This window comes from Rhodospirillaceae bacterium (assembly GCA_016712715.1).
Taxonomy (GTDB): domain Bacteria; phylum Pseudomonadota; class Alphaproteobacteria; order Dongiales; family Dongiaceae; genus Dongia.
The window spans coordinates 1194593-1212127 of sequence record JADJQM010000002.1 but is presented as its reverse complement, the minus strand read 5'-3'; the positions used below and the strand labels follow the sequence as shown (position 1 = coordinate 1212127).

The 17535-nt window shown below is 63.3% G+C and carries 15 protein-coding genes and 3 pseudogenes; 10 read left to right on the top strand and 8 right to left on the bottom strand.

From position 1 onward, the window contains the following. Nucleotides 1-7 precede the first annotated feature (7 nt). Nucleotides 8-496: an NUDIX domain-containing protein gene (locus IPK59_16735; GenBank protein MBK8160338.1), complete on the top strand. Its 489-nt coding sequence runs from the start codon at nt 8-10 to the stop codon at nt 494-496. Nucleotides 497-544: 48 nt separating this feature from the next. Here the strand turns inward: IPK59_16735 and IPK59_16730 are convergent, their stop codons facing one another. The 3 genes and pseudogenes from IPK59_16730 to IPK59_16720 all read right to left on the bottom strand — a co-directional run bounded on the left by IPK59_16730 (nt 545) and on the right by IPK59_16720 (nt 3032). After that, nucleotides 545-952: a DoxX family protein gene (locus tag IPK59_16730; GenBank protein ID MBK8160337.1), complete on the bottom strand. Its 408-nt coding sequence runs from the start codon at nt 950-952 to the stop codon at nt 545-547. A gap of 126 nt (nt 953-1078) precedes the next feature. Further along, the gene (locus IPK59_16725) at nt 1079-1738 is read right to left on the bottom strand and encodes an HAD family hydrolase (protein MBK8160336.1); all 660 of its coding nucleotides are present in this window, start codon (nt 1736-1738) and stop codon (nt 1079-1081) included. Nucleotides 1739-1749: 11 nt separating this feature from the next. Then, nucleotides 1750-3032: pseudogene (locus tag IPK59_16720) on the bottom strand (UbiH/UbiF/VisC/COQ6 family ubiquinone biosynthesis hydroxylase). 103 nt (nt 3033-3135) lie between these two features. On the opposite strand from IPK59_16720, the gene IPK59_16715 reads away from it, so the two are divergent. The 3 genes from IPK59_16715 to guaA all read left to right on the top strand — a co-directional run bounded on the left by IPK59_16715 (nt 3136) and on the right by guaA (nt 6127). Then, nucleotides 3136-3909 (top strand): class I SAM-dependent methyltransferase, encoded by a 774-nt coding sequence (locus IPK59_16715; protein MBK8160335.1) that lies wholly within the window; start codon nt 3136-3138, stop codon nt 3907-3909. Then, entirely contained in the window at nt 3906-4493 is a 588-nt protein-coding gene (locus IPK59_16710) for a GNAT family N-acetyltransferase (protein ID MBK8160334.1), read from the top strand. Before IPK59_16715 ends, IPK59_16710 begins: the two co-directional genes overlap by 4 nt. Nucleotides 4494-4579: 86 nt before the next feature. Further along, nucleotides 4580-6127 carry a glutamine-hydrolyzing GMP synthase gene (guaA, locus tag IPK59_16705; protein ID MBK8160333.1) on the top strand — a complete coding sequence of 516 codons (1548 nt, stop codon included), beginning with the start codon at nt 4580-4582 and terminating at the stop codon, nt 6125-6127. A gap of 39 nt (nt 6128-6166) precedes the next feature. Here the strand turns inward: guaA and IPK59_16700 are convergent, their stop codons facing one another. From IPK59_16700 to IPK59_16690, 3 genes and pseudogenes are all read right to left on the bottom strand, one after another. Next, on the bottom strand, nt 6167-6673 hold the full coding sequence (locus tag IPK59_16700) for an SRPBCC family protein (GenBank protein ID MBK8160332.1): 507 nt from the start codon (nt 6671-6673) through the stop codon (nt 6167-6169). After that, nucleotides 6651-7016 carry a helix-turn-helix transcriptional regulator gene (locus tag IPK59_16695; protein ID MBK8160331.1) on the bottom strand — a complete coding sequence of 122 codons (366 nt, stop codon included), beginning with the start codon at nt 7014-7016 and terminating at the stop codon, nt 6651-6653. The genes IPK59_16700 and IPK59_16695 overlap by 23 nt, the downstream gene beginning before the upstream one ends. A gap of 105 nt (nt 7017-7121) precedes the next feature. After that, nucleotides 7122-8563 (bottom strand): annotated as a pseudogene (locus tag IPK59_16690) (MFS transporter). A gap of 135 nt (nt 8564-8698) precedes the next feature. Between IPK59_16690 and IPK59_16685 the strand changes: the two are divergent. Further along, a pseudogene (locus tag IPK59_16685) lies at nt 8699-9593 on the top strand (LysR family transcriptional regulator). 114 nt (nt 9594-9707) lie between these two features. Here IPK59_16685 and IPK59_16680 read toward each other — a convergent pair. Then, nucleotides 9708-12308, bottom strand: coding sequence for a hypothetical protein (locus tag IPK59_16680; GenBank protein MBK8160330.1), 2601 nt, complete (start codon nt 12306-12308; stop codon nt 9708-9710). A gap of 318 nt (nt 12309-12626) precedes the next feature. Between IPK59_16680 and IPK59_16675 the strand changes: the two genes are divergently transcribed. From IPK59_16675 to IPK59_16660, 4 genes are all read left to right on the top strand, one after another. Further along, the gene (locus tag IPK59_16675) at nt 12627-12926 is read left to right on the top strand and encodes a helix-turn-helix transcriptional regulator (protein MBK8160329.1); all 300 of its coding nucleotides are present in this window, start codon (nt 12627-12629) and stop codon (nt 12924-12926) included. Then, nucleotides 12923-13402, top strand: coding sequence for an SRPBCC domain-containing protein (locus IPK59_16670; protein MBK8160328.1), 480 nt, complete (start codon nt 12923-12925; stop codon nt 13400-13402). The genes IPK59_16675 and IPK59_16670 overlap by 4 nt, the downstream gene beginning before the upstream one ends. A 31-nt stretch (nt 13403-13433) precedes the next feature. Then, nucleotides 13434-13847: a GFA family protein gene (locus tag IPK59_16665; protein ID MBK8160327.1), complete on the top strand. Its 414-nt coding sequence runs from the start codon at nt 13434-13436 to the stop codon at nt 13845-13847. Between the two features lie 75 nt (nt 13848-13922). Further along, complete coding sequence (locus IPK59_16660) at nt 13923-15146, top strand: MFS transporter (GenBank protein MBK8160326.1); 1224 nt, start codon at nt 13923-13925, stop codon at nt 15144-15146. 51 nt (nt 15147-15197) lie between these two features. On the opposite strand, the gene IPK59_16655 is transcribed toward IPK59_16660, so the two are convergent. Then, nucleotides 15198-16274, bottom strand: a complete 1077-nt coding sequence (locus IPK59_16655) for a methyltransferase domain-containing protein (GenBank protein ID MBK8160325.1) — start codon at nt 16272-16274, stop codon at nt 15198-15200. A 179-nt stretch (nt 16275-16453) separates the two neighbouring features. On the opposite strand from IPK59_16655, the gene IPK59_16650 reads away from it, so the two are divergent. Continuing rightward, nucleotides 16454-17500: a helix-turn-helix domain-containing protein gene (locus IPK59_16650; protein MBK8160324.1), complete on the top strand. Its 1047-nt coding sequence runs from the start codon at nt 16454-16456 to the stop codon at nt 17498-17500. The last annotated feature ends 35 nt before the right edge of the window (nt 17501-17535 follow it).

The following is a 17535-nucleotide window of genomic DNA, read 5'->3' as shown; positions in this document are numbered from 1 at the left end:
CGCCGCGATGAGCTTCGCCGACAGCTATGTCGCCAGGCTGCGCGAGAAGGTCGGCAACGATCTGCTGCTGCTGCCCGGGGCGTCATGCCTGTTTGTGCAGGGGGATGGGCGCGTCCTACTGGAGCGGCGCAGCGATTTCGGCATCTGGGGCATTCCCGCCGGCAGCCCCGAGCCGGGCGAGGACATCGTCACGGCGATCCGTCGCGAGATGCTGGAAGAGACCGGCCTGGCCATCGAGCATGTCATTCCCTATGGCTTCGGCTCGGATCCCGCGACCAAGCGCATCACCTTTCCCAACCGACACCAGTGCCAGTTCTTCGCCCTGATGTTCTATGCCGAATGGCCAGCGGGCGCTGTGCCGGTGACGTCGGCGGAATCCTTCGAGTTCGGCTGGTTCGCGCCGGATGATCTGCCGCGCGAGATCATGCCCTCGACGCCGGTCAGCATCGCCGCCTATCTGCGCTACCGCAAGACGGGCCAGTTCCAGATGGTTTGAAGAGAAACCCCTCCCCTGTCAGGGGAGGGATCAAATCGCCTGTGTCGCTCAGCGATCCTTGCCGAGCTTCGCGTCAAGGCTCCAGGGACCTGGGCCTGCGAAGACAAAATAGAAGAAGATGAAGCAATAGAGGATGGCCAGTTCACCCTGGTTCACGATCGGGAAGAATCCGCTGCCTTCAAGCGACGCATGGCCGACAAAATACGCCGCCGCCATGGCGCCGGAAGCAAGAAAGGCGGCAGGACGCGTCAACAGGCCGAGCACGATCAGGCCGCCGGTAATGAGTTCGATCCAACCGGCGAACCAGGGGGCCGAGAACGGTTCCGGTGTCCAGTCGGCGGGCGGGAAACCAAGATGTTTCTGGATTCCGTGGGCCATGAAAAGCAGGCCGGACATGATGCGCAGCACGCTGCGAATCCTGGGCGACCATGAATTGAGCGAATCGCGAAGAGCCATTGTGGGTTCTCCTTTTCGATGCGGCCACAAGCGGTCCGCAATCTGGCCACCGCCGATGGGCGGGCTCCTGCGACCATAAGTGAGCGACTCCGGCGCTGCCAAGGCGGCAGGCGCGGCTCGTAGACCCTAAACCCCTAAAATAATTGCGACTTTTTGCATGTCGGCAGCGATGGCGTCGGCGCCGAGCGCGGTGAGCCTTGGCCCAAGATCCGGCTTGGCATGACTGCCGCCGGTGAAACCGATGACCTGCATGCCGGCAGCCTTCGCTGCGGTAACGCCCGCAACACTGTCCTCGATCACCAGACTCGATCCCGGTTCGTAGCCCATCTCGTGCGCGGCATACAGGAACAGATCCGGCGCCGGCTTGCCGTTCGCAACCATCGTGGCGCTGAAAATATGCGGCGCCAGGCGATCATGAAGTCCCACGAGGCTCAAAGTCCGGCGCAGCCGATCCGGCGCGCTCGACGAGGCGACGCAGCGGGGCATGGGCAGGCAATCGAGGAGTTCAGCGATGCCGGTGATGGCCTTGAGCTCGGTTTCGAAGACACGGTGCGTCTCCTCTTCCGCCATCGCGACGAACTCCGGCGGCGCGGTCCATTGGAAGTGCTTCTCCACGACGGCCAGACCGCTCGCCCAATTCAAGCCGACGCAATGATTGACGATGAAATCATCCGCCATGTCGAGACCGTAGCGGCGGAACACGCGCGTCTCGGCGATGCTGGCCAGATGCTCGCTGTCGATGAGGACACCGTCGCAATCGAAGATGACCAGGGACGGCGCGAACATTGTTTCTCCGGTCAGAGGCGCTGGCCGCGCACGAGCCGTGGCAGGTCGCCGACGATGCCCATGGCATGGCGCATGGCGACGCGCTTCAGCGGCTTGGCCTTGTTGAACAGGAAGAAGCCGATATCGCGCAGCAGCCGCACCGGCGGCAGGTCGTTGGAGAAGAGGCGCGTCAAGCCGTCGGTCACCAGCACCATCATCAGATTGTCGAAGCGGCGCCAGCGCGCATAGCCTTCGAGCACGGCCAGGCTGCCGATATCGAGGCCGAGCCTGTGCGCATCGACCAGCTTTTCAGCAAGTGCCGCCACATCGCGGACACCCATGTTGAAGCCCTGCCCCGCGATGGGATGCATGCCATGGGCGGCGTCGCCGGTGAGTGCCAGGCCTTCTTTGATATAGGTGTCGGCCAGCACCATCTTGAGCGGATAGTTGAAGCGCGGGCCGATGGGCAGAATGCGGCCGAGGGTGTGGCCGAAGCGCCGCTCGATCTCCCGGCCGAGATCCGCGTCGGTGAGACCGAGCAGCATCGGGATGATGCGCTGATCCTCGGTCCAGACGATCGAGGAGCGGTGGCGGATGTTGCCGGCCGCGTCGACATCATCCTTCATCGGCAGCATGGCGAAGGGACCGATGGGCAGGAAATGCTCATGGGCTACCCCGTCGTGGGGCAGTTCATGAGTGACGGTGCAGACGATGGCGCTGTGCTTGTAGCCAAGCTCACGGGCGCCGATGCCGGCCATGCGGCGCACGGCCGATTGCCGCCCGTCGGCGCCGATGACCAGGCGCGCTTGCACCTGCCGCCCGTCGCTCAAGGTAGCAAGGTTGCTTGCCCCTGGAAATCGATCGCGGTCACGGTCATGGCCGGAATGTGGGTGACACTGGGCAGTTCCTGGAGGCGGCGGATGAGGACCTGGCGCACGGCGCGGTTCTCGATGATCCAGCCGAAGGGCGGCTGAGTGCCCTCGGCGCCCGGAATGGAATCCGGCTGCAGATCGGCGAAATGATAATGGACGAAGAAGGGGCTTGCTTCCCTGAACTGCCAGCCGCCGTCGGACACGCGGATGTCGCGGATGGGTTCGGCAAAGGGGGCGAGATAGTCCCAGGCGCCGATGCCGGCGAGCACCTGCTGCGAACCATAGGCGATGGCCGAGGAACGGCCATCGAACATGGGATCGGCCATGTCGGGCAGCTTTTCCGCCTCGACCAGCAGGGTAGGCACCCCAGCGCCGCCCAAAGCCGCCGCCATGGCCATGCCGACCATGCCGCCACCGACGATCAGCACCTCGGTTTCGAGCATATGTGCCAAGGTATCTGATTGAGAATTCTGGGTTAAAGATGAAGCGCTCATAGGCCGCACAATCCCGGTTTACGGGCGCGCTGTCCAGCGGCTATAAGGCCGCATGAAACCGGCCCCCGATTGGAACAGGACCGCCCAGGATTACGCCCGCCACAGGGCCGGCTTCCCGGACTGGTTCTTTGAGCGGATGGCCGAACGCGGCCTGTTGCGCCCCGGCGCGCAAATCCTCGATATCGGCACCGGCACCGGCCACCTCGCGCGCGGCTTCGCCTTGTGCGGCTGCTCGGTCACCGGGCTCGACCTTGCCGCCGGCATGATGGCGGCAGCCAGTGCCGAGGACGCCGCGGCTGGGGTTTCGATTCGCTACCTAGAAGCGCCGGCAGAAGCGACGGGATTGCCCGATGCCAGCTTCGATCTGGTGAGTGCCGGGACCTGCTGGCATTGGTTCGATGCACCCAGGGCCGCCAGGGAAGCGATGCGGCTCCTCAAACCCGGCGGCCATCTCCTCATTGCCAATCTCGTCTGGCTGCCACTGCCGGACAATGTCGCTGCCGAGACCGAGGCGCTGATCAAAGGGCATAATCCAGCCTGGCATCTCGGCGGCTGGGAAGGACACTATGCCGACCAGCAGCGCGATCTCATCGACGGCGGTTTCACGGCACGCGAATCCGCTTCGGTCGATTACGACATTCCCTACAGTCCCGAGGCCTGGCGCGGGCGCATTCGCGGCTCGGCTGGAATAGCGGCTAGCCTTGGGGCTGCTGAGGTCGAAAAATTCGACGCTGAACTGGCGGCTATGCTGGCAGCGAAGTTTCCCGGCGATCTCGTGCCGGTGCCGCATCGATTGGTGGCGCTCTGGGGGCGCAAGCCCTCATGAAGATTCGCTCCGCTTTGCCCGCCGACCTTCCCGAGATCGCCGAGATCCACCTCAAGGGCTGGGAGCTTGCCTACGGCGCCTTCATGCCGGCAGACCAGTTGGCCGCCATGCAGCCCGAACGCCGCCTGCCGCTGTGGCAGGGCTGGCTTGCTGATCCCAAGAAACTCATTCTGGTGGGCAGTATCAGCAGCGGCATCGACGGCTTCGTGCTGGGCGGACCGGTCAAGGATCACGAGATCACCGAAGGCAATCTCGGCGGCTTCGATTGCGAGATCTATTCGCTCCACTGCCGCGCCGAGACGCAAGGGAAAGGTCTGGGCCGCGCGCTCATCAGTGCCGCTGCCGCGGAGTGGGCTGCTGAAGGCCGCCAGGCACTGATGCTCTGGGCCTATGCCGACAATGCCTACCGGAAATTCTACGAACGCATCGGTGGCGAACTGATCGCCCAGGGCATCGATGACGGCATCCCCGACATCGCCTATGGCTGGCGGGATTTGACGGCACTATCGGAACTGATCGAAACACCCCTCACCCCGCCCTCTCCCCGCAAGCGGGGCGAGGGAGTTGTTGGCGTGGAGAATTGATGAACACTCCCTCGCCCCTGCAAGGGGGAGAGGGTCGGGGTGAGGGGGTTACCCTCGCTCTTGCTACTTAAAGTCAAGGAGACCGAATGACCGACCGCATTCTTATTCTCGATTTCGGCTCGCAAGTGACGCAGTTGATTGCGCGGCGCCTGCGCGAGGCCGGGGTTTATTGCGAGATCTTCCCGTTCAGCGCGGATGCAGCCCGCATCAAGGCGTTTGATCCCAAGGGCATCATCCTCTCCGGCTCGCCGCATTCGGTGACGACCGATGATGGGCCGCGGGCGCCGGAATATGTGTGGGAGTCGAAGCTGCCGGTTCTTGGTATCTGCTATGGCGAGCAGACGATGTGCGCGCAGTTGGGCGGGCATGTCGAGGGATCGGATCACCGCGAATTCGGCCGCGCCGAATTGCGGGTGCAGAAGGAAGTGCCGCTGTTCGAAGGTGTCTGGGTCAAGGGCGGCTCCTACCAGGTGTGGATGAGCCATGGCGACCGCGTCGCCTCCATCCCGCCGGGCTTTGAAGTCATCGCGGTATCATCAGGCGCACCCTATGCCGCCATCGCCAATGTGAAGGACAAGCGCTACGCGGTGCAGTTCCACCCGGAAGTGGCGCACACACCCGATGGGGCGAAGCTGCTGTCCAACTTCGTCCACAAGATCTGCGGCTGCAAGAGCGACTGGACCATGGCGGCCTTCCGCGACCAGGAGATCGCCAAGATCCGCGCCCAGGTCGGCAAGGGCAAGGTAATCTGCGGCCTCTCGGGCGGTGTCGATTCAGCGGTCGCGGCCGTGCTCATTCATCAGGCGATCGGCGATCAGCTCACCTGCATCTTCGTCGATCACGGACTCTTACGCGCGGGCGAGGCGGACCAGGTGGTGGCGCTCTTCCGCGACAGCTACAACATTCCACTCGTCCACCGTGATGCCTCCGACATGTTCCTGGGCCAGCTTGATGGCGTCTCGGACCCCGAGACCAAGCGCAAGACCATCGGGCGTTTGTTCATCGAGGTGTTCGAGGAGGAAGCGAAGAAAATCGGCGGCGCCGATTTCCTGGCGCAGGGGACGCTCTATCCCGACGTCATCGAAAGTGTCTCCTTCACCGGCGGCCCCTCGGTCACCATCAAGAGCCATCACAATGTCGGCGGCCTGCCGGAACGCATGCGCATGAAGCTGGTCGAGCCCTTGCGCGAATTGTTCAAGGACGAGGTGCGGCTGCTCGGCCGCGAGTTGGGCCTGCCGGAGAAGATGATCCGCCGCCATCCCTTCCCCGGCCCCGGCCTTGCCATCCGCATTCCGGGCGCCGTCTCGAAGGAGAAATGCGACATCCTCCGCAAGGCCGACACGATCTATCTCGAGGAAATCGACAAGGCTGGGCTCTACGAGAAGATCTGGCAGGCCTTCGCGGTCCTCCTCCCCGTGCGCACGGTCGGTGTCATGGGTGACGGGCGGACCTATGATTTCGTCTGCGCGCTGCGTGCGGTGACGTCCACCGACGGCATGACGGCCGATTTCTACCCGTTCGAACCGGCGTTCCTGGGACGTGTGGCGACGCGCATCGTCAACGAAGTGAAGGGCATCAACCGTGTGGTCTATGACTACACGTCGAAGCCGCCCGGAACGATCGAATGGGAGTGAGGGATCAAAAAGCCGGGCTCATCGCCCGGCTTTTTTGTGCTACGCCCCGCGCTGGTGGGCGGCGAGGAGCTCGTCCAGTTGCGCGAACTGCTCCGGCATCCCCTCCTCCATCCCGGAGAGGGCCTCGTCAAGCGCTTCCTTCGAGGGATAAAGCTCGTGCAAGGTCAGCAGCGTCTTGCCGCCAACTTCCTTGAAGGTCACCGTGGTCACGGCGCCGTCAGCACTTTCCTCATTCGTCCAGGCGAGGCGCGCATTCGGGATCACGTCGAGATACTTGCCGACGAAGGCCATGGCACTGGCGGCATCATGGCCGAAGGCGACACGGTAACGGCCACCCACGCGCACATCCATCTCGCAGGAGAACAACGGGACACCGGCCGATTTCGGCGCCCACCACTGTATGAACAGTTCCGGCCTGGTCCACGCCTCGTACACCAGGCGCGCCGGCGCATCGAAGGTTCGCGTGATGACGAGATCCCGGTCGGATGTCCGCTCGACCGTCGCGCGGTTGCCGGAGGTGGGTTCACGATCTCTTCCTGCGCCCATCGCCCTTCTCCTTCCGTTTCATGTCCTCGATCACCCTGTCCAACCCATCGAAGCGGGCATCCCAGAGCTGACGGTAGCTCTCGATCCAGGCCGCCTCTTCCGCCAGCCGGGACTGGCCGAGCCGGCAGGTTCGCACGCGCCCGACCTTCTCCGTGGTGACGAACCCGGCAGCCTCCAGGACGCCGACATGCTTCTTCATGCCCGTGAGGGTCATGTGGAACTTCTCGGCGAGCTCCGTGATCGTGGCGTCTGCTCGCGCAAGCTGCTTCAGAACGCCACGCCTTGTGGCGTCCGAGAGCGCGGCGAACGAGGCATCGAGACGAGGTGCTACATACTGAACCATCTGGTTCAGTATGTAGCACCCGGATTGGCGGCGCGCAAGGGAGAAGGCACGAACAAGTGGAAATGAGGGATCAAGAAGCCGGGCTCAGTGCCCGGCTTTCTTATCTCACGCCGCGCGCTGGCGGGCGGCGAGTGCCAGGCCAAGCGCCGCCAGGATCATGAACCCCGCGACCAAGAAGGTCATCGCCATGCCGGTGGCCACGGTGAGCGGATCCGCGATGGCGATATCGCTGGCACCGGAGGCAATCGCGAACACCGCCCCCATGAGCGACGCGCCGCTGACGAGGCCGAGATTGCGCGAGAGGTTGAGAAGGCCGGAGATGACGCCGCGTTGCTCTGCCCGCACCTCCATCATCACGGCCGTGTTGTTGGCGGCCTGGAACAGCTGGTAGCCGGGGGTGAGCAGCGCGATGGCGGCGATATAGCCGGCAAGGCCGAACATCCCCGGCAGGGAAGCAAGGCCCATGGCGCCCGCCACCATGGCGACCAGGCCGGCGATGACCATGAAGGACGCGCCGAAGCGGTCGACCAGGCGGCCGGCGACAATTCCGGAGAGCGCCGAGATGATCGGGCCGATCGACATGACGAGCCCCACCATCGCTGCAGCCAGCCCCAGCGAGCGGGCGAGATAAAGGGGCCGACCACGAGGGTTGCCATCATCACCGTGGCGACCAGCGCGTTCATGACCAGGCTGGCGCTCAAGGCCCGGTCGCGGAAGGCGCTAAGGCGGATGAGGGGCGATGCGACCTTCGCCTGGACCAGCACGAAGAGCCCGCCACAGGTCAGGGAAGCCGCCAGCAAAGCGAGGTTGAGCGGGCCGAAACTGCCGCGGCCCAAGGTCATGGCCAGGGCATAGGCGGTGAGCGTCAAGGCGAGGATCAGCGTGCCGGCATAATCGAAGCGCGCGCGGGCTGCGTTGGCGCCGGGGGCGTTCGCGGCGGCGCGATCGATGGGCAGATAACGCCAAGCCAGCGCGAGGGCGGCGAGGCCCAGCGGCAGGTTGATGAGGAACAAGGCCTGCCAGCCGAAGCCGGTGATGAGCGCACCGCCCAGTGTCGGCCCCAGCGCCGTGCCGATCGCCGACATGGTGCCGAGCAGCCCCATGGCGCTGCCGGTCTTGGCCTTCGGCACCGTCTCGCCGACCATGGCCATGGTGAGCGCCATCATGATGGCGGCACCCAGCCCCTGCATTGCGCGGGCCGCGATGAGGAGGCCGAGGCTGGGGGCGAGGCCCGACAAAACCGACGCCAGCGTGAAGAGGCTGATGCCGGCCAGCAGCAGGCGCCGGCGGCCGATGAGATCGCCGAGGCGCCCCACGCTGACGATGAGGGTGGTGATGGAAAGGAGATAGGCCAGCACCACCCATTGCACGTCCTGGAAGCTGGCGCCGAAGGCCTCAGCCAGGGTCGGCAGGCCGACATTGGCGATGCTGGTGCCAAGGGCAGCCAGCAACATGGAGAGTGAGAGGGCGGCCAGCGCCAGCCGCGCCGAGACGGTCAATCCGGTACCCGGGGCGGCGCCCACATCCTGTTCTGCAAGACTTGTCATTTGAATAGGCTCGATCTTCTGGTGAGGTTTCCGAAAATCTAGCGCCGGGCCAGACAGGGCGGAAGGCGCAGCATTTGCACTCTATTCGTGCGTCTGACGCTATATCTCAATCGCCTGCCATGCTAGGCTGCCGCCATGGCCCATCCCGATCTTAATTTGCTCATCACCCTCGACGTGCTGCTGCGCGAGGGCAGCGTCGCGCGGGCGGCAAAGCATCTCCGCCTCAGCCCCTCGGCGATGAGCCGGGCATTGGCCCGCCTCCGCGAGACGATGGGCGATCCGCTCCTGGTGCGCGCCGGGCGCGGCCTGGTGCCGACACCGCGCGCTGGAACTCCGATCTCAGGTCGCCGAGCTGGTGGCGGCGACGGTGGCCGTATTGCGGCCGGCGGCGATGCTCGACCTCACGCAGCTCAAGCGCAGCTTCACGCTCAGGAACCGCGATGGCTTCGTCGAGAATTTCGGGGCAAGGCTCGTCGCCCGCGTCGGCCGCGAGGCGCCGGGCGTGCGCCTCCGCTTCGTGCCGAAGCCGGACATGGACAGCACACCTTTACGCGATGGCAGCGTCGATCTCGAGACCGGTGTCGTGGCTGCGACGCTGGGACCGGAGCTCCGCACGCTGGCGCTGTTCCGCGACCGCTTCGTCGGTGTCGTGCGCAAGGCCCACCCGCTCGTCAAGGCGAAGGCGAAGCTCACTCCAGCGCGCTACGCCGCCGGCCGCCACATCCTCGTCTCACGGCGCGGCGACGATCGGGGGCTGGTCGACACCGCCCTGGCGCCGCTGGGCTTGACGCGCGAGATCGCCACCATCGTCGGCGATTTCGGCGAAGCCCTGGCGCTGGCGCGCGCCACCGACCTCATCGCCACCGTCCCCGAACGCCAGACCGGCAATCTGCGCGCCGGGATGGTGAGCTTCCCTTTGCCGATCGCCTTGCCGGAGATCACCATCTCGCTGCTCTGGCACCCAAGACTGGATGCGGATCCCGCGCATCGGTGGCTGAGGGGGTGTGTGAAGGAGGTTTGTGGGGGATGAGGGGCAACCATTGATCTCAGTGACACGCGGAATAGCAGCTGATGCCGAGCGGATAACGCCAAATGGCCCAAGATTCGCTCGATTGATAGGCGGCGAGACGCAGCCCTTCGATTCCTACAAATCTTTCAGCCATCCGTCCGCTTTGCGCGCGTTGAGCCAAGCCACAAGCTCTTGCTTAATTACTGCCGCCTGACTAGTTGGAACAGTTGACGCGGTTAGTTTCGCCAGAAATGCCTCTCCCAGGCTCAACTTCATCGCGCTTGGGCCGATCCCAGCTTCATAAAGTGCTTTTAAGCCGAGCCAAAATTGTAACTCGTACATGCCGAGTTCCGACGGCCGCTTCTTCATAATTAAATCGTTTAGAAACCACTCCGCGGTGGCGGGCTCCATTGACAGGGGAGGCTCCTTTGCCACTCTACCACCAAGCGCCGAATATGCTCCGGCCAAACAGATACCGCGCGCTGCACGCTTGGCGCGGCCCTCACGCGGAGCGTGAATCTCGCGAGCCACTCGACTATCGAGCGATGGCACAAGAAGGATGGCCCGGAGGCTACTGGGTGCGTGATTCGCGAGTGAGAGCAGCGCACCGCACAGAGACCCAATGGGACCGTCTTCAAATGCCTTATGGATCCAGCCGCTTTCGGCTAAAACTTCTACCAGATGATTACTTTCGACCTGCGAGCATTGCGACAACCTGACTAGATGCGAAAGATGACTGAGGTCACACCTCGACCATTGTCGTGGTTCAGCTAAGCTAACTTGTCTCAGCGCCGGCGAGGTTGCGAGATGTTTGAAACCCACATCCTCAAGATAAGTTATTGCGCCAACGACCTCTCCAATCGGCTGAGATGGCGATATGGCGTGGCCCTCGGACCAGCGCTCAACGGCGATGCTGTGGAGCACTAGGTGTGGACTCGGAGCCGTTCGGATCAGAGCACATGCGTCGATTACCGAGGCGCGGTAAATCGCTTCATGCGCCGCAGTTCCAGCCGCTGCAGCTTGCGCGCAAACAAGATCCGCGATCGCTGATAGGCCTAATTTGCTGATCCATGAGAGAAAATTGGTCACGCCCCATAGGTCTCGGACGCTTTCGAGTAGATTGAAGAGTCGCATACTCTTTGCCAAATGACGGTCCAAATCTTGAGGTGTACGAATCTTAGTGGTTAGGGCGTGTCGAACCAACGCCGCTAGCTCATAAAGGTTGGCGGCATCACGCGCGATGTCACCTTCTGCGAGCGCATCCAAGATGCACCTCTCGACCAGGGAAATGCGGTCACTTTCATCGTCTGCCTTGCGCAGCGCCGCCATTATGCGTAGTCCCGTGGCAGGGCTTCGGCTACAAATCTCAGCAAGTTGGGTCTCGATATGAACGGCGTTCCCTGCGGCCTGGAGAAGGAGATCGCCAATGGCCGCATGAATTAGGCGATACGTACGGCCTCCGTTAAAGCGGTTCTGGCCGTGCAACACGATCCCAAGTTCGTTCGTTGAACGATCTAATCTCTTAATTGTGTTGGGTAACAGATCGTCCGTAGCCTCAATCTCAAATTCAGCGAGTGTCGCGAGTGCAAGTAGGTTTCCAAGCTCCTTGTCATCGGCCAGTGGCTGCAAGTATCGTGCTCGAATTCCATCGATCGCGTCTGCCGCCGAAAGGCGATAGTCGCCAACAATAAAATCACATAGCCGCCTATCGACTGAGGCAGTGAACGCTATGAGATCGACTGCTGTCTTATCTGGGTCTTCATTCCCACCAAATGTTCCAGCCCACTTAGCAACAACTTCATCTGCGATTGGTAGTGATGCAGCATTTGATCGCGCTGCGAGCCGCCGTACGACAGAACGCATTTCATCAAACCCGGCCCTTAGCTCAATGCTCTCGATGTGATCCAGCGGTCCATCCTTCGAGTGCGTTGTAACACGCCCCAAGAGGAAGAGCGTGGCGCCCAGCACCTTGGCAAAATCTCGCCATTGCTTTTCAATTCTTGCCGCTAGAGTTTCATCAATATGGACATTGTCGACGATGAACAACGCCCCAGGCCCAGCAAGCTCCACTAGTTCATTGAGCGCTATTGCACTTGGCGCATCCGTTTTAGTCGCTAGGTCGCAGTACCAGACCGACATCGGCGCACGATCAATACTTAGGCCAATAAGATAAGCAAGAGTGGTCTTGCCAGCAGCACCATACCCCCGAACGAATGCAACACCCTCGTTCACGAGTCTAGTTTCGACCTCAACGAGAATGGCGGGTGCGCCGACTTGTCCGTTTACAAATTCCTCCATTGACGGCCCAAATGCGCCCAATGGCCGCTTGATTATCTCGGATCGACCAAGGGGTTCATACCAGCAGCTCACAGGAACTATTCCGAGGCGCCTCAGTAATATCTGAGCATATTCCGGCCGTTCCAACTCTGAGACAAGATCATTGCCAATCAACAGCGTGATGCGATCTCGTGGAATACCCAATGCTGCGAACTTATTGGTCCAGTTAGGAACATCCTCTGCGGACGGCTTACTAGCCGCATTGCCACCGACAAAGAAATAGCCCGTCAACTTGTCATTGCCGTAACCGCGCGCCTTCTTTAAATCTTCCTCCAGGTGATCCGCCCAGCGATCTTGGCGCGTTGCTTCGATACCGTCGACTTCACCATCGCCAGTCGAGACACACGCGTCGGGCCAGTTCTTAGTTGTCTGCTGATTGACATTGCGGCCCCTCCGCATCAGTGTTCCCCTGTCGAAAGCGGGCTGGAAACTTTACGCACGCCATATCTTCCGCGAGCATCTGAAGATCGTTTGCCGAAATTCGCCTTAGGGCGGCGATAACAGAATCGTGGTGGTGACCGCGCATTGTGATTCACCAGTTCCGGGCTGCCTGAAAAGCAGGATCGTAATGCCTACAACTGAGCATAGAGCTCACGGCCTTCAGTCCCAAGATTTTAAGATTCTCGGTACACGATTTTTAATTAATTAGCATTGACTAATGCATTAGCATCTGCTAATCATTCTCCGCATGACAAGCCCCGCCCCATTGATGCCGTGATGAAGACCCTGGCCGATCCCACGCGGCGGGCTGTGTTTGAGCGCATTGTGGGGACGGATGAGATCTCGGTCCGGGACCTCACCGAAGGGAGCGGGGTGAGCCAGGGGGCCATTTCGCAGCATCTCAAATCCCTGAAGCTTGCGGGCCTGGTGGCTGAGCGGGCGCAGGGGCGCCAGGTGTTTTACCGGGCGGAGCCCAAGGGCCTTGCCCCCCTCTTCGACTGGATGAGCCATTACGGCATCTTCTGGCGCGACCGGTTTGCCGACCTCCGCACCTTGCTGAAGGATATCGACCCATGACCGATTCCGCGTTGAAATCCACGTCGCAAGATTCTGGCGTCCAGCAGATCGTCGTCGATGAGGTGTTCCATCATGCGCCGGAGACGATCTGGCGGGCGCTCACCGATGGGGCGCTGATGGCGCGCTGGATGATGCAGCCGACCGGCTTTGAGGCGCGCGTCGGCAACCGCTTCACCTTCCAGACGACGGCGGCAGGCGGCTGGGACGGGATCATCCGCTGCGAGATCCTTGAGGTCGTGCCGAACCAGCGCCTGGTCTATGCCTGGCGCGGCGGGCATGCGGCGAATGTCGGCTATGGCTCGCTGCTCGACACCACCGTCACCTTCGCGCTGACCTCGGTCGGCGTGGGCACGCGGCTCAAGGTCGTCCATGCGGGCTTCGATCTGCCCCGGAACGAGACGGCCTATACCAGCATGAGCAACGGGTGGAAGAAGGTCGTCCACAATCTCGGCACCATCGCCGGCCAGCAAGACTGACCCCTTTCGCATACTCAAGGAGAGAGACGAGATGAGCGAGGCCTTTACCGGCGGCTGCGCCTGCGGCGCCGTGCGCTATGAGATCGATGCTGAGCCGATCTTCCAGAACGATTGCCAGTGCCGCCATTGCCAGCAGCGGAGCGGCACGGGGCACGGCTCCTACCTCACCTTCGCAGGCAGAAGCGCCGTGAAGGTCGAGGGGAAAGCCACGGAATGGCGCCTTGCCGCCGACAGCGGCAACATGAAGAGCCACGCCTTCTGTCCCATCTGCGGATCGCCGGTCTATCTCACCTTCGCCGCCATGCCGGATCTCTTCTCCATCACGGCCGCGAGCCTCGACGATCCAGCCCGCTACCAGCCGCAGGCGGTGACCTATCATGCGCGCGGTCATGCCTGGGACCGGCTCGACCCCACCCTCACCGCCTTCGACAAGATGCCGGGTTGACCTGTTAGGTTGATATCAACATAATGCGCGGCCTGATCCGGACCGAAACCTGCGCACTCGATGGGAGACCCGATCATGAGCCAATCCCGCTATCGCTGGGTGATCGTCGCTGCGGGCGGCGTGCTGGGGTGCCTTGCCATCGGCGCCATGTTTTCGCTGCCGGTCTTCCTGCAGCCGATCGCCGCCGAGACCGGCTGGTCGGTGACGGGCGTTTCCAGCGCCATGACCATCGGCTTCCTGTCGCTGGCCTTTGCCAGCATGGCCTGGGGCGGCCTCTCGGACCGGGTGGGGCCGCGTCCCGTCGCGGTCATGGGCTCGGCCCTCCTTGCTGTGAGCCTGGGGCTCGCCAGCCTGGTCACCTCATTGCTGGCGTTCCAGCTGATCTTCGGATTGCTGGTGGGAGCGGCGGTCGCCGCGATCTTTGCGCCGATGATGGCCTGCGTCACCGGCTGGTTCGACACCCATCGCAGCCTCGCGGTCTCGCTGGTCTCGGCCGGCATGGGCATGGCGCCGATGACCATGTCGCCCTTCGCGGCCTGGCTCATCGAGACCAATCAGGACTGGCGCGCCTCGCTGCAGATCATCGCACTGCTGTGCGCGGTGGTGATGATTCCGGTCTCGCTGCTGGTGCGGCGGCCGCCGGCGCTGGAGGCGGCACCTGCCGCGATGCCGGCCGGCGAGGCGCAACCGGCCGGGATGTCGGTGAGAGAAGTGCTGAAATCGCCGCCCTTCATCATCCTGCTGCTCACCAATTTCTTCTGCTGCGCCACGCATTCCGGGCCGATCTTCCACACGGTGAGCTATGCCGTCACCTGTGGCATCCCGCTCATCGCCGCTGTCTCCATCTACAGCCTGGAAGGGTTGGCCGGCATGGGCGGGCGCGTCGCCTTCGGCATTCTCGGCGACCGGTTCGGCGCCAAGCGCCTGCTGGTCATTGGCCTGCTGCTGCAGGCCTTCGGGGCGCTCGCTTATGTGTTCGCCGGATCCTTGAGCGCCTTCTATGTCATCGCGGCGATCTTCGGCTTCATCTATGCCGGCACCATGCCGCTTTACGCCGTGCTGGCGCGCGAGAACTTCCCCTTGAAGATGATGGGGACGGTGATCGGCGGGACGGCGATGGCGGGCAGCCTCGGCATGGCGGCGGGGCCGGTCGCGGGCGGCCTCATCTTCGATACGTTTGCCAGCTACACCTGGCTCTATATCGCCTCGTTCGGCCTGGGCCTGGGTGCCTTCCTCATCGCGATGACGTTCAAGCCCGTGCCAACGGCGCGACCGGCCGCGGCACCGCTCATCGCGTGAGGGGTGCCGCGGCTCGGCGCGCCAGAGTCTATTCCGCCAGAGTCTATTCCATCAGAGCCTGGCTTCGAGGATGAGGTTGAAGGGTGTCGCCGCCGCGCGGCGGAAGCGGGTGAAGCCCGCTTTGCGGAACACGTCGGCCAAGCGCGCCTCGCCCGCCTGGGCGCCCAGCACCAGGCGGCCGCCTTCCGAGATCGCATGCGCGCAGCAGATCATGGTCGAGGCCGCGTAATAGATGCGGGCCACGGGTGAGATATTGTCCTCGACCTTGTCGTTGGCGAAGGGCTCCACCAGCATGACGGTGCCATCGGGGGCGAGCGCCTTGGCGGCATGGGCGGCGGCGGCGACCGGATCGCCCATGTCGTGGAGGCAATCGAAGAAGCAGATGAGGTCGTAGCCGCTGCCCGGATACGTGTCCGCCTGCGCGGTCATGAAGGTGGTGCGCCCCGCGACCTTGCCTTCGCCTGCGACCTTCTGTGCCTCGATGATGGATTGGTGATGCGTGTCGAAGCCGTGGAACTTGGACTTGGGAAAGGCCTCCGCCATCAGCACGGTCGAATGGCCGTGGCCGCAGCCGATATCAGCGACGCGGGCGCCGCGTTGCAGCTTCTCGACCACGCCATCCATGGCGGGCAGCCAGTCGGGGACGAGGCTCGCGCGATAGGCGTTGCGGTAGAAGGAGGCGACACCGCAATAGAGCCTGCCGTCATGATCGCCCCAGGGAATGCCGTTGCCGGTGCGGAAGGCCTCGATGGCCTTGTGCTCGTCGAACCACATCGAGGCGGGCGTGCCCCAGGCATTGGGGATGAAGACCGGGCTGTCGGGATCGGCGAGCAGGAAAGCCTGTTCCGGCGTCAGCTCATAGGATTCGCTGATGGCGTGATATTCCAAATAGCCACCGGCCACCTGGGAGTTCAGCCATTCGCGCACATAGCGCTCGGCGCAGTTGGCGCGGGCCGCCACCTCGCGGGCGTTGAGCGGGCCGGCGCCAGCCATCGCCTGGTAGAGGCCGAGCCGGTGGCCGAGGCTCACCATCACGCCGCCATAACCGGCCGAGAGGTCGCCCACCATCCGCCCGATGAGCGCGTTGAGCTTCGTGGGGTCGATGGCATTGGGTTGCACGGTATCCATGGTCATATCTCCTTACGTCACGGTGCCCGGCGTTGTGCCGAGCTCGGAACGGAAGATCGCAGGGGCGCCCTGCTGGCGGCAGAGCCGTCCTGTCCAAAATCGGGTCATTTGGGCCATGCGGTGGCATGACCTGCAGGCCGATGCTAATCTTGGCGCGCGTCCACCAACAGAGTTCCGACATGCCGCGACATACCCCATCCGCCGGATCGGCGCCGCTCCATGTGAGCCTTGTCGCCATACCCGAAGCCGTGGTGTCGACGCTGGGTGGCATCTTCGATGTGATGAACGCCTTTGCGATCCTGCCGGCCATGGCGACCCGCGGGGCGCCGCCCTTCAAGGTCGAGATCGTCGGCTTGCGGACCGGCCCTCTGCAGCTGGCAAGCCGGGTGCCGATGACTGTGCAGCGCAGCTTCCTGAAGATCGAGCAGAGCGACATCATCATCGTGCCCTCGATCCTGCTGGGGCCGGAAGGGTGGATCAAGGGGCGGCATCCCGAACTGGTCGACTGGCTGCGCGCCATGCACAGGCGAGGTGCCCTCATCTGCTCGGCCTGTTCGGGCATTTTCGTCATCGCCGAGACGGGGCTGTTCGACGGCATGGATGCAACGGTGCATTTTGCCCATACGCGTGAATTCGCCGCCGCCTTCCCCAAGGTCAAGATCCATCCGGAACGGGTGCTGGTGATCGCCGGGAAACGCGATGAGCTCGTATCATCGGGCGCCTCGATGACCTGGCACGATCTGGTGCTCTATCTCATCGGCCGCCATGCCGGTGCCACCGCGGCGCAGGAAGTGGCGCGCTCCTTCGCCCTCCAATGGCATCAGGACGGCTTGGCGCCCTATATGGTGTTCGAGGGGCGCAACGATCATGGCGACCTTGCCATCAGGGCCGCGCAGGATTGGGTGGCGTCGCATTTCTCGGTCGCCAATCCGCTGGAGGAGATGATCAAGCGCGCAGGTTTGACCGAGCGCACCTTCAAGCGCCGCTTCACCAGCGCCACGGGCCTGAGCCCGATCGCCTATGTGCAGCGCCTGCGCATCGAGGATGCCAAGCGCCGCTTGGAGCGGACCGAGGTTGCCGTCGACGAGATCAGCTGGCTGGTGGGCTATGAGGAAGCGGCCTTCTTCCGCCGCCTGTTCAAACGCATCACCGGCCTCACCCCCGGCACCTATCGCCGCCGCTTCCGGATCCCGGCCTTCGCTCGGCCGATGGCGAAGGGCCGCTAGCACGCGGCTGCATGCCAGCGATGCTCAAATGAAAC

Excerpts from the sequence above, each read along its gene's own strand:
- IPK59_16735 (MBK8160338.1), top strand. The coding sequence starts at position 8 with ATGAGCTTCGCCGACAGCTATGTCGCCAGGCTGCGCGAGAAGGTCGGC.
- IPK59_16730 (MBK8160337.1), bottom strand. The coding sequence starts at position 952 with ATGGCTCTTCGCGATTCGCTCAATTCATGGTCGCCCAGGATTCGCAGC.
- IPK59_16725 (MBK8160336.1), bottom strand. The coding sequence starts at position 1,738 with ATGTTCGCGCCGTCCCTGGTCATCTTCGATTGCGACGGTGTCCTCATC.
- IPK59_16715 (MBK8160335.1), top strand. The coding sequence starts at position 3,136 with ATGAAACCGGCCCCCGATTGGAACAGGACCGCCCAGGATTACGCCCGC.
- IPK59_16710 (MBK8160334.1), top strand. The coding sequence starts at position 3,906 with ATGAAGATTCGCTCCGCTTTGCCCGCCGACCTTCCCGAGATCGCCGAG.
- guaA (MBK8160333.1), top strand. The coding sequence starts at position 4,580 with ATGACCGACCGCATTCTTATTCTCGATTTCGGCTCGCAAGTGACGCAG.
- IPK59_16700 (MBK8160332.1), bottom strand. The coding sequence starts at position 6,673 with ATGGGCGCAGGAAGAGATCGTGAACCCACCTCCGGCAACCGCGCGACG.
- IPK59_16695 (MBK8160331.1), bottom strand. The coding sequence starts at position 7,016 with ATGGTTCAGTATGTAGCACCTCGTCTCGATGCCTCGTTCGCCGCGCTC.
- IPK59_16680 (MBK8160330.1), bottom strand. The coding sequence starts at position 12,308 with ATGCGGAGGGGCCGCAATGTCAATCAGCAGACAACTAAGAACTGGCCC.
- IPK59_16675 (MBK8160329.1), top strand. The coding sequence starts at position 12,627 with ATGAAGACCCTGGCCGATCCCACGCGGCGGGCTGTGTTTGAGCGCATT.
- IPK59_16670 (MBK8160328.1), top strand. The coding sequence starts at position 12,923 with ATGACCGATTCCGCGTTGAAATCCACGTCGCAAGATTCTGGCGTCCAG.
- IPK59_16665 (MBK8160327.1), top strand. The coding sequence starts at position 13,434 with ATGAGCGAGGCCTTTACCGGCGGCTGCGCCTGCGGCGCCGTGCGCTAT.
- IPK59_16660 (MBK8160326.1), top strand. The coding sequence starts at position 13,923 with ATGAGCCAATCCCGCTATCGCTGGGTGATCGTCGCTGCGGGCGGCGTG.
- IPK59_16655 (MBK8160325.1), bottom strand. The coding sequence starts at position 16,274 with ATGGATACCGTGCAACCCAATGCCATCGACCCCACGAAGCTCAACGCG.
- IPK59_16650 (MBK8160324.1), top strand. The coding sequence starts at position 16,454 with ATGCCGCGACATACCCCATCCGCCGGATCGGCGCCGCTCCATGTGAGC.